At 59.6% G+C, this 14,027-nt stretch carries 12 protein-coding genes; 9 read left to right on the forward strand and 3 right to left on the reverse strand.

What is annotated here, in order from left to right; genetic code table 11:
* Positions 1–235: 235 nt before the first annotated feature.
* From adk to BN1130_RS15970, 7 genes are all read left to right on the forward strand, one after another.
* Positions 236–880 carry an adenylate kinase gene (gene adk / locus BN1130_RS15940; RefSeq protein ID WP_042043142.1) on the forward strand — a complete coding sequence of 215 codons (645 nt, stop codon included), beginning with the start codon at positions 236–238 and terminating at the stop codon, positions 878–880.
* Between the two features lie 73 nt (positions 881–953).
* The gene (gene hemH, locus BN1130_RS15945; RefSeq protein ID WP_042043143.1) at positions 954–1,928 is read left to right on the forward strand and encodes a ferrochelatase; all 975 of its coding nucleotides are present in this window, start codon (positions 954–956) and stop codon (positions 1,926–1,928) included.
* A gap of 90 nt (positions 1,929–2,018) precedes the next feature.
* A complete protein-coding gene (locus BN1130_RS15950) occupies positions 2,019–2,411 on the forward strand; it encodes an MAPEG family protein (protein WP_042043261.1) in 393 nt (130 codons plus the stop codon).
* A gap of 238 nt (positions 2,412–2,649) precedes the next feature.
* Positions 2,650–3,954, forward strand: a complete 1,305-nt coding sequence (locus BN1130_RS15955; protein ID WP_042043144.1) for an inosine/guanosine kinase — start codon at positions 2,650–2,652, stop codon at positions 3,952–3,954.
* Between the two features lie 156 nt (positions 3,955–4,110).
* Positions 4,111–5,742: a methyl-accepting chemotaxis protein gene (locus tag BN1130_RS15960; RefSeq protein ID WP_042043145.1), complete on the forward strand. Its 1,632-nt coding sequence runs from the start codon at positions 4,111–4,113 to the stop codon at positions 5,740–5,742.
* 193 nt (positions 5,743–5,935) lie between these two features.
* Positions 5,936–6,298, forward strand: a complete 363-nt coding sequence (locus BN1130_RS15965) for a DUF2750 domain-containing protein (protein ID WP_042043146.1) — start codon at positions 5,936–5,938, stop codon at positions 6,296–6,298.
* 127 nt (positions 6,299–6,425) lie between these two features.
* Positions 6,426–6,920: a hypothetical protein gene (locus tag BN1130_RS15970; protein ID WP_042043147.1), complete on the forward strand. Its 495-nt coding sequence runs from the start codon at positions 6,426–6,428 to the stop codon at positions 6,918–6,920.
* Here the strand turns inward: BN1130_RS15970 and BN1130_RS15975 are convergent.
* A complete protein-coding gene (locus tag BN1130_RS15975) occupies positions 6,914–8,494 on the reverse strand; it encodes an EAL domain-containing protein (RefSeq protein WP_042043148.1) in 1,581 nt (526 codons plus the stop codon). The genes BN1130_RS15970 and BN1130_RS15975 overlap by 7 nt on opposite strands.
* Positions 8,495–8,680: 186 nt before the next feature.
* Between BN1130_RS15975 and glgC the strand changes: the two genes are divergently transcribed.
* Positions 8,681–9,961, forward strand: coding sequence for a glucose-1-phosphate adenylyltransferase (gene glgC, locus BN1130_RS15980; protein WP_042043149.1), 1,281 nt, complete (start codon positions 8,681–8,683; stop codon positions 9,959–9,961).
* A 74-nt stretch (positions 9,962–10,035) separates the two neighbouring features.
* On the opposite strand, the gene BN1130_RS15985 is transcribed toward glgC, so the two are convergent.
* Together BN1130_RS15985 and BN1130_RS15990 are read right to left on the reverse strand one after the other, a co-directional pair.
* Positions 10,036–12,033 carry a hypothetical protein gene (locus BN1130_RS15985; RefSeq protein ID WP_042043151.1) on the reverse strand — a complete coding sequence of 666 codons (1,998 nt, stop codon included), beginning with the start codon at positions 12,031–12,033 and terminating at the stop codon, positions 10,036–10,038.
* A 129-nt stretch (positions 12,034–12,162) separates the two neighbouring features.
* A complete protein-coding gene (locus BN1130_RS15990; RefSeq protein ID WP_042043263.1) occupies positions 12,163–12,714 on the reverse strand; it encodes a lipoprotein in 552 nt (183 codons plus the stop codon).
* A 305-nt stretch (positions 12,715–13,019) separates the two neighbouring features.
* Here BN1130_RS15990 and BN1130_RS15995 point away from each other — a divergent pair, with 305 nt between their 5' ends.
* Positions 13,020–14,009: a lipid A biosynthesis (KDO)2-(lauroyl)-lipid IVA acyltransferase gene (locus tag BN1130_RS15995; RefSeq protein ID WP_042043153.1), complete on the forward strand. Its 990-nt coding sequence runs from the start codon at positions 13,020–13,022 to the stop codon at positions 14,007–14,009.
* Positions 14,010–14,027 lie beyond the last annotated feature (18 nt).

The following is a 14,027-nucleotide window of genomic DNA, read 5'->3' on the forward strand; positions in this document are numbered from 1 at the left end:
TGGCGAGTGGGCCTCTTTTTTGCCGTTCCCTTGGCAGCTGTCGTGCCGGACAGGTACGACAGCTGCTGCATTTTCACTCACTTCCGGTTTCCATCTGCCTCTCCTCACCCTAAGGGGAGTGTGGGGATACTGGTGGTAAAATCGGCACTCGCTCGCGGTTTGCTTGTTAAAAAGCGGGAAACCGTGTAGTTTTTTGCCTTCTCAAGATTTGAATAACCAATCAATAGGAGCGTGTATGCGCATTGTTCTGTTGGGGGCTCCGGGTGCCGGTAAAGGCACCCAGGCTCAGTTCATCATGGAAAAACACGGTATTCCCCAGATCTCCACCGGCGACATGCTGCGTGCCGCGATCAAGGCGGGCACCGAGTTGGGCCTCAAGGCCAAGGCTGTGATGGATGCAGGTCAGCTCGTCTCCGACGACATCATCATCGGTCTGGTCAAGGAGCGTATTGCTCAGGCTGATTGCGCCAACGGTTTCCTGCTGGACGGCTTCCCCCGCACCATACCTCAGGCACAAGCCATGAAGGATGCCGGCGTCGTTGTTGATTTCGTGCTCGAATTCGCCGTGCCGGACGAAGAGATCGTCAAGCGCATGAGCGGCCGTCGTGTGCACTCCGGCTCCGGCCGTACCTACCACGTGGTGTTCAACCCGCCGAAAGTGGAAGGCAAGGATGACGTGACCGGCGAGGATCTGGTGATCCGTGCCGATGACGAAGAGACCACGGTGCGCAAGCGTCTGGATGTGTACCATCAGCAGACTGCACCGCTGATCGGTTTCTACGGCAAAGAGGCCGAAGCCGGCCACACCCGTTACGTCAAGATCGATGGCACTCAGCCCGTTGATCAGGTGAGCCAGCAGCTGGCCGCCATTCTGGCCTGATCCCGCCATCGGGATCATTGCCATATAAATAGGGCCCATACTGGGCCCTCTTTGCATGTGACAGGAAGCAAACGTGACCACCAAAACCGGGATCCTGCTTGTCAATCTGGGCACCCCAGCCGCTCCGACCCCCGCAGGCGTCAGGGCTTTTCTCCGCCAATTTTTACAAGACCCTCGGGTGGTAGAACTGCCGCGCCTGCTGTGGTCGCCCCTGCTCAATCTCGCCATTTTACCCATTCGCGCCCCCAGGGTGGCCAAGCTCTACCAGCAGATCTGGACCGAGCAGGGCTCGCCCTTGATGGCCATCAGTCAGCGTCAGCGCGCGGCCCTTGAACAAGAGCTCAAGCGCGAAGGCGTCGATGTGCCCGTGGTATTGGCGATGACCTATGGCAAGCCTTCCCTGAGCGACGGCTGGCAGGCGCTCAAGGCGCAAGGGGTCAACCGGGTGATATTGCTGCCGCTTTACCCCCAATATAGTGCCAGCACCACGGCGGCCGTGTTTGATGGCTGGGCCAAGGTGATGAGGGGCGAGCGTCACTTGCCGGTGATGCGCCTCATCCGCGACTATCACAACCACCCGGAGTACATTCAGGCGCTGGCCATGAGCGTGCGCCGCCAGTGGGAGCAGCAGGGCCAGGGTGAGCACCTGTTGATCTCTTTCCACGGCATCCCCCAGCGCTGTGAAGATGAGGGAGACCCTTATGGTCACCAGTGCCGCCGCACCGCGACTCTGCTGGCCGAGGCGCTGGGTCTTGCGCCTGAGCAGTGGAGCGCCAGCTTCCAGTCGCGCTTTGGCAAGCAGGAGTGGCTCAAGCCTTACACCGACGTCACCATAGCCCAGCTTGCCGAGCAGGGGGCCAAGCGGCTCGATGTGATCTGTCCGGCCTTCTCGGCCGATTGCCTCGAGACCCTGGAAGAGATCCAGGTCGAGAACCGCGCCGTCTTCCTTGAGGCGGGGGGGGAGCAGTTCCACTATATTCCGGCCCTCAACAGCGATCAGGCCCACATCCGCATGATGGTGTCGCTGATCTGCCGCGAGCTGGCCTGAGTGGGCCAGGTTCTGCCCTGATATTCAGGGGCAGAGCCTGGCTGTTTTCACATCCTGATACCCGATCCACGCCAGAGGGACACGCCCATGCTGTTACCCATCACCCTGACCTACGCCGGCCTGCTCGGCTTGCTGTTTCTGCTGCTCTCCATCTGGGTCGTCAAGCGCCGTGCCCAGTTCAAAGTGATGATAGGAGAAGGGGAGGCCCCGCAAATGCTGGCGGCCATTCGTGCCCACGGCAACTTTGCCGAGTATGTGCCCTTGACCCTGTTGCTGCTGGCGCTGTGTGAATTGGCGGGCTCGGCGCCGCTCTGGCTGCATCTGGGCGGGGGCATGCTGCTGCTCGGACGGATACTGCATGCCATCGGCATTCAGCAGCCCAAAGCGCCCAATCCGGCACGACTCTTCGGCACGCTGCTGTTCTGGGGGTCGCTGGCGCTGCTGAGTCTGCTGGCCTTGCAGGCGGGGATTTCGGCGCGCTAGTCGTGACGCCAGCCATTTTCTCCTGGCGGCCGACAGAGACTGTCGGTTAGCCCAGCGCCCGGGCCGGATTGTTAATGACCACCCCATGGCCGGGTGGTTTTTCAGGTCTGCATGGCAAACGTTTTCGCACTGCAGGCCTTGTCTATACTGACTTCATATTTTAAATGTGCGTCTATTCGCCGCTTCGGATTGTGTTAAAATCCCGCCCCTCGTTCATCCCAGAGTCAAGGCCACAGCCATGAAATTTCCCGGTCAGCGCAAGTCAAAACACTATTTTCCGGTCGACAGGCGCGATCCCCTCATCACCCAGAATCCGCAGATGACCGAGCTGGGTCAGGCTTATGTGGTGGGGATAGATCAGACCCTGGTGGACATTGAAGCCCATGTTGATGAGGCCTTTCTGACCCGCTACGGCCTGAGCAAGGGTCACTCAGTGGTGATCAGCGACGATGTGGCCGAGCGCGTCTATGAGGAACTCAAGACCAACAACATGGTGGTGAGCGAATTCGCCGGCGGCACCATAGGCAATACCATGCACAACTACTCGGTGCTGGCCGATTCCCACTCTATCCTGCTTGGCGTCATGAGCCAGGACATCCGCATCGGCAGCTACGCCTACCGTTATCTGTGCAACACCTCGTCGCGGGTCAATCTTGATTACCTGCAGCCGGTCAGTGGCCCGGTCGGGCGCTGCTTCACCTTCATTACCGAATGCGGCGAGCGCAGCTTTGGCATCAATGCCGGCAAGATGGATCACCTGGACGTGGCCCATATCCCGGAGGAGGTGATCAAGGGGGCTTCAGCCCTGGTGATCACCGCCTATCTGGTGCGTGGCGAAGATGGCACGCCGATGAAAGAGGCCGCCATGGCCGCCGTGCGTTATGCCCGAGAGTCCAATGTGCCTGTGGTGCTGACCCTGGGCACCCGCTTCGTCATCGATGAAAACCCCCAGTGGTGGCGTGACTTTATTGCCGAGAACGTGACCGTGCTCGCCATGAACGAAGATGAGGGGGAGGCGCTGACCGGTTTCTCCGATCCGCTGATGGCTGCCGACAAGGCGCTGGATTGGGCCGACATGGTGCTCTGCACCGCGGGCCCTATCGGCCTCTACATGGCGAGCTACACCGACGAGGACCATAAGCGCGAGACCACCCATACCCTGCTGCCGGGCCAGATCCCCGAGTTCAACATGTATGAGTTCAGTCGTCCCATGGCTCGGAACAGTTGCCGCAATCCGGCACGGATCTACTCCCATATCTCCCCCTACATGGGCGGTCCGGAGAAGATCAAGAACACCAATGGTGCCGGTGACGGTGCCCTGTCTGCCGTGTTGCACGACATGGTGGCCAACGCCTACCACCGCATGAATGTGCCCAACTCCGCCAAGCATGCCTCCGAGTTTCTGACCTATTCCTCCCTGGCCCAGGTGTGCAAGTACGCCAACCGGGTGAGCTACGAGGTGCTGGCCCAGAGCAGCCCGCGCCTGTCCCGGGGCTTGCCCGAGAAAGAAGACAGTCTGGAAGAGGTGTACTGGGAGCGTTGATCCTGCGTTGTTGAAAACTTTAGGCGCCTGCGGGCGCCTTTTTGCATTCTCTGGTCTGGATCATGTTTTTGGTGCCCCATTTGGCTCATGAATAGACAGCGTCAACGGAGCCGTCATACCTTGGTCATCATGTGTTTTCAGGGCAAGGATGAAGGAATGTTGAGACGATGGACCATAGGCCGGCGCTTGTTGCTGGTGACCCTGAGCGTATTGTTGATCCTGGCGTTGCTGCTCGCCAGCAGCCTGCACCTCTATTTTGATGGCCTGATGGCGGAGAAGAGTCGCCAGACCCGGGCTCAGGTTGAAACCGCTTACACCCTGGTGGCGAGCTTCGAGGCGCAGGTGCGCAGCGGTAAGCTCGATGAGGCCCAGGCGAAAGCTCAGGCCCTGGCTGCCCTCAAGGGGCTGCGATACGGCGACAACGACTACTTCTGGGTCAATGACAGTCACCCGACCATGGTGATGCACCCCATGAAGCCCGAGCTGGACGGCAAGGATCTCTCCGGAGTGGAGGATCAGCAGGGACTCAAGCTCTTCGTCGCCTTTGTCGACGTGGTCAAGCAGCAGCCGGAGGGGGGCGAGCAGGCTTACTACTGGCCCAAACCCGGGGTCGATGCGCCGGTGCGCAAGATCTCTTACGTCAAGCGTTTCGCCCCCTGGGACTGGATCATCGGCACCGGCGTCTATGTGGACGACGTCGAGGCCCAATATCAGGGGGTGCTGAAGACCCAGCTCGCCATCGGCCTGGTGCTGGCCCTGCTGCTCATCGCCCTGGTGAGCCTGATAGTGCGCAGCATAGTGGCGCCGCTGACCCAGTCGGTCACGGCCCTTGGCAACATAGCGCGGGGAGAGGGGGATCTGCGATTTCGTCTCCCGGCCGAGGGCCGTGACGAGTTGGCCCAGCTCTCGACCAATTTCAATGACTTTGCCAATCAGATGGCCCTGCTGGTCGGACGCACCCAGCAGATCGCCAGCCAGAACCGGCAAGGGGCGAGCCAGCTTGGTCAGGTGGTGGAACGCACCAGCCAGATAGTGACCAGCCAGGAGCAGGATACCCTGCGGGTGGCGAGCGCCATGGAGCAGATGACGGTGAGCAGTCGCGAGGTGGGAGATCATGCGGCCCAGGCGGCGGTCGCCGCCGATGAGGCCAAACGCCTGGCCGGTGATGGCTGCCAGGTGGTGGAGCAGACCATAGGCACCATAGCCCGATTGGCCGATGAGATGCAGGAGACGGTGCGGGCCGTCACTCACCTGGAGCAGGAGACCCTGAAGATAGGTTCAGTGCTGGATGTGATCCGTGGCATCGCCGAACAGACCAATCTGTTGGCGCTCAACGCAGCCATTGAGGCCGCCCGGGCCGGTGAGCAGGGCCGAGGCTTTGCGGTGGTGGCCGATGAGGTGCGAACTTTGGCTAATCGCACTCACAGCTCGACCGACGAGATCCGCCAGATGATATCGCGGTTGCAGGCAGGAGTGAGTACGGTGACGGGGGGGATTGATCAGTTGCAACAGTTGTCGCGGGCGACCGCCGATCAGGCCACCGATGCGGGGGGCGCCATCCATGCCATCACCAGGGTGGTCGACACCATCACCGAGATGAATGCCCAGATAGCCAATGCCGCCAACGAGCAGAGCAAGGCGGCCGATGAGATAAATCACCGCCTGGTCTCCATCTCCCAACAGGCGGGGGAAGCCCAGGCCCAGAACCGCCAGACGGAGCAGGCGACACGTGCGCTGGCACAGTCGAGCGATGAGTTGAGTGCGCTGGTCAGTCAGTACCGCACTTGATCTCCAATGGGTCGGGACCTTGGCCGGTCGTGCGTCATCAGGGGGGGGATCTGCGCGTTACCTGGCCTCAGTGGCGGGGATCGGGCCCGGATCCCCCCTTTTTAGGGATTTGACTTGAGTCCGCTGCGCTTTTGGGACACCATTTGCCCAACCTGGCCAGTATTGGCCCCGGCAGCCCGAAAGAGAGAGCACCATGAGCAAGCTAACTGACAACCTTGACGCCAATTTCCAACTGTTTATCGAAGAGGTCCGTGAGTCGGGTCAGCTGTGGGGCTTGCGCTACGGTGAGGATTGGGTGGTATGCCGCTCAGCCGAATTTGAAGATGCCGATGTGATGCCACTCTGGTCTGCAGAAGGGGATGCCCGTCTGCATTGTGTCGATGAGTGGGCCGACTATGAGCCTGAGCTGATCGATCTGGAAGAGTTTCTCGATATCTGGATTGGCGATCTGGACGAAGATGATGTGCTGGTCGGACCGAACTGGAATGCGGAGCTGGAAGGCCAGGAACTTGAGCCTATCGAGCTGGCCAAGGTACTGGTTGAACTGGACGCCTGAAGGTTAGCGACCCCCTCACCTTACCTGCATTGAACCTGCGATCCGTCGCAGGTTTTTTTATGGACGTTTTGCCTTTGCAGCGCTGCCTCCTATGGTTCATCATGAACGTTTTGCCAAGGGAAGCGCCATGTTTGTATTCGAGGTGACGGGAGTGGAGGGGGAGTGCGGCGAGATCCGGGTGCAGGCGCTGGATTGGAGCCAGTGTGGCCCTGTCAGCTTCACGTGTACCGACAACAATCTGGCCATTCTGCTACTGACTGAGTGCCGCTGCGATGCCGTGGGCTTCTTCAATCTGCTGGCTGGCTGCAAGCCGCTCTATGTTGAGCAGTGGCTCGGCTATTTGCAGGAGAGTGGCCGTCTTGCCAAGGTCGTGTGTCAGCAGCGCAGCCCCGCCGAGGCAGATTATCTTGCCAGCGCCGGGTTGAGCAACGAGGAGCTCAATGCCTTGCTCGGTCAGATCTACCGGGTCGCCGGGTTCAACCGATTGCAGATCAACCGCTACCTCAAGCATCGCCACAATCCCACTCTGCTGGCGACGCGTTACGATCAGAAAGAGCTGGAGCGCTATCGTCAGCTCAACGATGTCATTCTCACCTTGTTGCGTTTGAAACACACTCAGTGAGCCGTGCCGACTGGCGCGGGCATCGGGTGGGCAATGAGGTAACCCTGCAACCCATCCACGTACATGCTTGCCAGCAGTTGTTTCTGACTCGACTGTTCGACCCCTTCGGCGATGACCTGGCTCCCCATGCGGTGCGCCACTTCCACTATCATGCGCACAAATTTCTGATTGGTACTGTCCTGCTCCAGATCGAGCAGCAGCGCCGGATCCAGCTTCAGATAGTCAGGTTTGATCTCCTGGAAAAGAGAGAAAGAGCGTATTCCCTGGCCGAAGTTGCAGATGGCCGAGCGGCTGCCACAGCGGCGTAGCAGCTCAAACAGCCGGCGAGCCCCGGTCAGTTGCCGAGACAGGTGCTCCTCATCAAGCTCGAAGACCAGATGGGCACTGATATCGGGTTCCATGCTGAGTTGACGCTCCAGCCAGATGAGAAACGCGCTGTTATGGAGCAGATGGGGGGACAGTTTGATGCCCCAGCGACTCTGCTGTGCCCCCAGGGTTCTGTGCTCGCGGATCAGGTGCAGGATCATCAGCTGGCTCATGCGCATCAGCAGATCCAGACGCTGGGCCATGGCAAAGAGGCTATCCGAGGCCAGCACAGCCCCATCTTCCCCATAAAACTGGGGGTAGAGGCTGTAATAGGCCGGATGATTGCCATTGAGCAACTCGATGGGCTGGTAGGAGAGCGAAATGCGCTCCTGTTGCAAGATCTGCTCGAGCACCTGGCGCCACTGCTGCTGTCCCAGCCCCTCCTCATACTCGTCCTCCAACTGAATGGACCAGCCATTGATCTCCTGGGTCTGGGCACGAGCCAGAGCCAGATCGGCTCTGGCCAATATGGCCTCGATACGCTGGCCACTGCAGATGGTGGTGATACCGCAGCACGCCACGCTCTCTATCTTCTGGCTGTTTTGGTAGAGATCGAATGCCAGCTTGAGATCCCGGCCGAGCAGGGGCAGGGGGGTGTTGTTGATGGCATGGATCTGCACGGCGAAGTCGGCACCTGAGATGCGATAAATTCTGTGCTCCGGCCAGCGCTGGGCTGCCTGTTGAATGAGGGTCGCCACGTCTTTGAGGTAGGTATCGCCGGACACAAATCCGCGCTGGCGATTGAGGCTCTCCAGTGCCGTAGCCCGGATCAGCACCAGGATGGCGGTGCGGGTGCCTTGGTCTTCCTGCAACAGATGGGTGATATCGTGACGAAAGCGCTGGCGATTGGCGAGCTGGGTGAGGGGGTCTTTCTCGGTGCGGTGCTTGAGATCGCTGAGTTGTAGACGCAGTTGCTCTTGCTCAAGGTGCTGGCGATTGAAGAGCTGTTGCAGGGCCTGACGCTCCGGTGAGAGGGGAAGTGGCTCCGCCGAGCCTTGCTCGAGCGCCTGGATGAGGGCCACCCGTCTCGCCTCATCGGCCTTATGGCGGCGATAGCGGCCATAGGCAAGGGCAAGCAAGGTACAAGCGAGCAGCGCCAGGGTCGACAAGAAGGGGTGATCGGCAGGGAGCAGGCTCCACTGCGCCAGCAGGATCAGCCCCGTCATCAGGGGATAGGGTGTAATGCTCTTGGACGGCTTTAAATGCATCCTATGATCCCGCGCTTGGTTCGCTTAGAGTAAAGTATGCAGTCAGTATGGATGCTGTATTAAGTTCGAGCATATGCCTTCTCATAAGGGGAATTGGGATCCCGTAAATGTGAGTGAAACCACTTTCACGATCCCCGAAAAGAGGGAGTATGGGATGGAAACAGAGACAGAGACGTCGAGGTGAATATGTCGTTAGAGCCCATGAATACTGCCAAGGCACGGCAGCTGTTAAACCAGAGTATGGCCTTGGTCTTGGCAGGGGGGCGAGGAAGTCGTCTCAAGCAATTGACCGATAATCGCGCCAAGCCGGCAGTCCATTTCGGTGGCCGGTTCAGGATCATCGATTTTGTATTGTCCAACTGCATCAACTCGGGAATAAAGCGAGTGGGGGTGGTCACCCAGTACAAGTCCCACAGCTTGTTGCGTCACCTGCAATCGGGTTGGTCTTTCCTGCGCTATCAGATGAATGAATTCATCGATCTGCTGCCTGCCCAACAACGGGTGGATGAGGTGCACTGGTACAGAGGCACCGCCGATGCCATCTATCAAAACGTCGACATCATCCGGGATTACGGCCCCAAATACATAGTGGTGCTGGCGGGGGATCACATCTACAAGATGGATTACGCCGCCATGCTGCTCGATCACGTGCGGCTGGAGGCCAAGGTGACCGTGGCCTGCATCGAAGTACCGCGCAGCGAGGCATCCGCCTTCGGGGTCATGGACATAGACGAGCAGCGCAAGATCCTCGACTTTGTGGAAAAACCGGCCAATCCCCCCGCCATGCCCGGTTGCGATGACACCTCCCTTGCCTCCATGGGGATCTATATCTTCGATGCCGAGTACCTCTATCAACTGCTGGAGGAGGACATCAACAACCTGGACTCCAAGCACGACTTCGGCATGGATGTGATCCCGCGCATCGTCGGCGAGGGGATGGCTTATGCCCACCCCTTCAGCATGTCGTGCGTCGGGGCGCGTGAGGGGCAAAAACCCTATTGGCGTGACGTGGGTACCCTGGACTCTTTCTGGGAGGCGAACATGGACTTGGCCTCAGTGGTGCCTGATCTCGATATCTATGATCAGAATTGGCCTATCTGGACCAGCCAGATCATGACGCCACCGGCCAAGTTCGTGCAGGACAGAAATGGTCAGCATGGCATGACCATCAATTCGATCTTTGCCGGGGGCTCCATCGTCAGCGGCTCCTTCGTGCTGAACTCGGTGCTCTTTACCAACGTGCGGGTCCACTCCTTCTGTACCCTGGATCAGTCGATCATCTTCCCTGGGGTCGAAATAGGCAGTGGCTGTCGTCTGCGCCGTGTGGTGGTCGATAAGGGCTGTCAGCTGCCTGATGGCATGGTGATAGGGGAGAATGCCGATGAAGATGCCCGTCGTTTTTATCGTTCTGAAAACGGTATCGTGCTGGTGACCAAGCCGATGTTGCAGGCCCTTGCCAAGAAGTAGGTCGAGGTTAACAACCCCCAATAGAGAAGGGAGCGCAATGCGCTCCCTTCTCGTTACTCGGCTAAGGGGATCTGCTATTCGCTGATGCGCGCCTTGGCCGCCATCACCATGGCAGTGCCGTGCTGACCACCGGCGGCAGTCACCTGGGGCACACCATCTTCATCGGTGTCGCTGCCAGCGCCCTGGATGATGTTCTCGCCAGAGTCACCCACCCATTCGGCCATCTGCATGCCGCCGTTGACGGTGCCACGGAACCAGCTCACATAACGCTGGGTCAGCTGCGCCAGCTCCAGGGCCGGGGCTTTCTCGGCGCCGGTATTGCGCAGGTTCAGCATGGCCGAGCGCAAGCCACCCGAGATGGCAGCCTGGGTCCAGGGAGTATATTCCCCCTGCTTGCCCACCAGCCAGGTACCCGCCTTGGCATTGAAGTAAGCCTTGTCGGTGGCGATAAACAGCTCACGGGCGGCAGTGCGGTACTTGGTGTCCTGGGTCGCCAGGAAGGCGGCACTGAGGCCACGCACTGCGGCAAACTGGGCATCCACGGATTGCCCTGCATCAGGCTTGCCACCGAGGGTCAGACCGTCATAGACCAGGCCGTTCTTGCCCATCAGCTGGTTCAGGATGAAGTCGGCCTGCTTGCGGACAAGTACCAGGGCTGCTTTGCCTTGGGGGGTCTTGAGGTTCAACTCACCATTGTCACCGGCGGCATAACCGACCGGCAGGGCGTCCTGGGCGCGCTGGAAGATTTGCAGGGCGACCAGGGCGTAGGCGGCATCGAAGGTGGTGACATGCTGACCCTGTTTACCACCCTGCCAGCTGTCGACCAGGGTGCCTGCCTTGCTATTGAAATGCAGGGTATCGAGGTTCTTGAACACCATGTTGGAGAGGTTCAGGGCCAGGGAGAAGGCATCCTGACCGGCGCTGGCCTTGCTCAGATCCCCGCTCTGATTGGCAACCGGGGCCGCGGCGAAGGGTTGACCATCGAACACGGCGTGGAAGGCCGGATTCTGATTGCTGTTGGCGCTGCGCTGATCGCTGTAGGCGAAGAATTCAGACAGTGGCCACAGCAGCATCCAGCTGTCGCGCAACTGGGCCGACGCATCGACCACGTCAAGCTTGCCGATGGCGCCGACGTCATGCTTGGCGGTCTCGGTGACTTTCACCTGATGAGGGAAGTAGACAACGCCCTTGGCAGGATCGTATTGCGGGGTGATGGCGGCGCCCAACTGCTTGCCGTCATAGCCAAGCTGGCCTTGCAAGATGGCGAGCTTGTCGATGGATTGCTCGGTCAGCATCATGCCATTGAAGCCATCGGCGGCAGAGACGCCGAGCTTGTGTTTGCCATCCTGATCCAGGGTGGCGGAGCTGGCCTCGACCTCTTCATCGGTGGCGGCGACGTGCATGCCGCCGAGGAAGTCCTGGGACCACATCACTTCCTTGAGCAGGATGCCGCCGACGGCGGCCGGATTGAGCAGATTGTCCGAGCCGCTCCAGCGCAGGCTGGTGTAATCACGGAAGTAGGCCGGTATTTGCGTCTTGACGCTCTTCTCGACGCCCTTGGCGGTCTTGATGGTCAGCTCGTCGCCATTGACCGGGCTGGCATTGACGGCGCCAGCAAACTGCGGCTTGGCAGACGAGTAGGGCAGGGAGAGGGGATACATGCCTTGTGGCACTTCATCTGCCGGGAAGCCCACGGCATCGGCCATGGCCAGTACCCGTTTGCCAAGGTCGGCCAGAGTGCCACCCCGGGCCTGGTTCTGCGGGCCATTGACCAGGTGGGGACCCATGCCGGACTGGTAGTTGAGGGCGTACATCGCCTCTTCGGAATACTCGTAGGATTCGATACCTGCGGCGAAGTCGAAGGGGGTCGGCTCATCGGCACGATTGGGATCCAGCACATCCAGATCCAGTCCCAGGGCTTCGGCCAGGGGCTCGCCGGAGAGTTCGAATTCGGTGTAGGCCAGCATGCTGGCGGCGGTATTGAAGCTAGCATCTTCAACCTTGACGGCGGCATGGGCAGCACTGCCCAGCAGCGCCAGGGTGATCCCCTGTACCAGTGCGGTTTTTTTCATGTGTCCCTTCTTCTTATCTGTGATGTTGCGGTGACGCTTCTCATCAATCTAAATGAGAATGGTGTGCATTATGCGACATGGTCTCAGCCATGAGAAGAAAAAAGCCGCTCTAAGGAGCGGCCGAATTAATCACAACAATTTGAAGGGGATGACCAGGCGTCCCGGCTCGACCTTGAGTGCTTCCACCTTGTCCTTGATGCGCGCCTCGTTCTGGCGATTGCCATCCAGGCGATAGATGGGGGTCTGGTTCAGGAAGAGGCTGAGGGATTGATTGAAGGTCGGCAGCACCGGGCTCAGGGCCGCGCCAATATCGGCTGGCTCGGTCTTGACCGAGAGCAGCTCAAGGTCACGCAGATAGATGGCACCCTGCTCGGCCACGTAGTCGGGGCGTGCGCTCAGGGTGAGGCGGATCTTCATCTGCTGGCTACCCAGCGGGCTGGAGACCTGCAGATCCCCTGCGGCATCGAGCTCCACTCTGTCGGCCTTGCTGCGGCCGATGCGGCTGTGCATCTCGTCCAGGCGGATCTTGCTCGACATGATGCCCGGTATGCCGAGTTGCTTCTCGAAGGCCATCTGGTTCTTCAGATAGTCATTGATCTCGCCCTCACTGACGCTGTATTGCGTCAGTGAGCAGGCGCCAAGCAGCAGGGTCAATGGCAGTAATAACAGGGTGCGGAACAGGCTGATTGACATGGGGTATCCAGAGATGGTCGTTAGAGGCTGCCATCTTACGGTTAAACACCGATCTCGCCAACCCGGGAGGCCAACGCTGTGCAGGGGAGACGCGGGATGGCAGGCTGGCCCGTCAGAGGGTGGGGCAGGGACGCCTGAAGGCCATCGGGGGACCGATGAGGCAGGTTAAAAGGGCCTCTTGAGGCCAGCAAATAGCAGGGAAGTGTCGTCACCATCGGGGATCGTGATGAATTAACTGGTATAACCTGTCAGTCGCTTTACAATAAGTGTCCCCCCACTCTTTGATCCGTTTCATGTCTGTGTCAGATCCTGTTTTCGATACTTCATTTCAAGCTCGCCTGCTCAGTCCCCGCTACTGGTTCAGCTGGTTGGCACTTGGCCTGCTCTTCGTTCTGGCCTTCGTCCCAGTGCGCCTGCGTGACAAACTGGCAGATTGGCTGACTCCCCTGGTGCTGCGTGTTTCCAAAAAGCAGGTCTATATCGCCAATACCAACCTCGATATCTGTTTTCCCGAGTTGAGCGAGGCCGAGCGCCAGGTCATCTTGCGAACATCGGTACGTATCGGGCTCAAGAGCCTGCTCGGCTTCGGTGAGTTCACGGTGCGCAGCCCCGCCTACCTGATGAAACGCATCCAGGTCAGTGGTTGGCATCATATCGAGGCGGAGCAGGCCGAGGGGCGTCCCGTCATCCTGGTGGTGCCTCACAGCTGGCCGGTGGATGCGGCCGGTTACTACTTTGCCCAGCGTGGCATCGAGATGTGCACCATGATGAAGAGCGCCCGCAACCCGGTGTTTGACTGGCACATCAATCGTGAACGCGCCAAGAGCGGTTGTCGGGTCTATGAGCGCCAGGCTGGCATCAAGCCGGTCATCAAGGCGGTCAAAGCGGGGCGCAGCTTCTTCTATCTGCCGGATCAGGATCATGGTCGCGAGGCCAGTATCTTCGTCCCCTTCTTCGGTCGTGCCAAGGCCACACTGCCCGCCTTGCCCAGACTGGTGAAGCTGACCGGCGCCAAGGCCGTGCCGCTGCTTGCCTGCTATGACGAGGCACAGCACTGCTATCGCCTCGAGATAGAGGCCCCCTTCGTTGACTACCCGAGCGGTGATCTGCAAGCTGACACCCTGCATATGAACCAGGCGGTGGAGCAGCAGCTCAGGCGTCATCCCGGCCAATACATGTGGTTCCTCAAGATCTTCGAGACCCTGGAGCACCCGGTGGACAAGCACGGCCTCTACGAGGCGGGGATCAAACGCATTCGCCGTGGTCTCTCCCCTCATTCTTGAGGAAGAGGCGCTGTATTT

This window comes from Aeromonas rivuli (assembly GCF_000820045.1).
Taxonomy (GTDB): domain Bacteria; phylum Pseudomonadota; class Gammaproteobacteria; order Enterobacterales; family Aeromonadaceae; genus Aeromonas; species Aeromonas rivuli.

Bases quoted from the DNA above. Each gene is read 5' to 3' on its own strand.
- adk (WP_042043142.1), top strand. From the start codon at position 236: ATGCGCATTGTTCTGTTGGGGGCTCCGGGTGCCGGTAAAGGCACCCAG.
- BN1130_RS15955 (WP_042043144.1), top strand. From the start codon at position 2,650: ATGAAATTTCCCGGTCAGCGCAAGTCAAAACACTATTTTCCGGTCGAC.
- BN1130_RS15960 (WP_042043145.1), top strand. From the start codon at position 4,111: ATGTTGAGACGATGGACCATAGGCCGGCGCTTGTTGCTGGTGACCCTG.
- BN1130_RS15965 (WP_042043146.1), top strand. From the start codon at position 5,936: ATGAGCAAGCTAACTGACAACCTTGACGCCAATTTCCAACTGTTTATC.
- BN1130_RS15970 (WP_042043147.1), top strand. From the start codon at position 6,426: ATGTTTGTATTCGAGGTGACGGGAGTGGAGGGGGAGTGCGGCGAGATC.
- BN1130_RS15975 (WP_042043148.1), bottom strand. From the start codon at position 8,494: ATGCATTTAAAGCCGTCCAAGAGCATTACACCCTATCCCCTGATGACG.
- glgC (WP_042043149.1), top strand. From the start codon at position 8,681: ATGTCGTTAGAGCCCATGAATACTGCCAAGGCACGGCAGCTGTTAAAC.
- BN1130_RS15985 (WP_042043151.1), bottom strand. From the start codon at position 12,033: ATGAAAAAAACCGCACTGGTACAGGGGATCACCCTGGCGCTGCTGGGC.
- BN1130_RS15995 (WP_042043153.1), top strand. From the start codon at position 13,020: ATGTCTGTGTCAGATCCTGTTTTCGATACTTCATTTCAAGCTCGCCTG.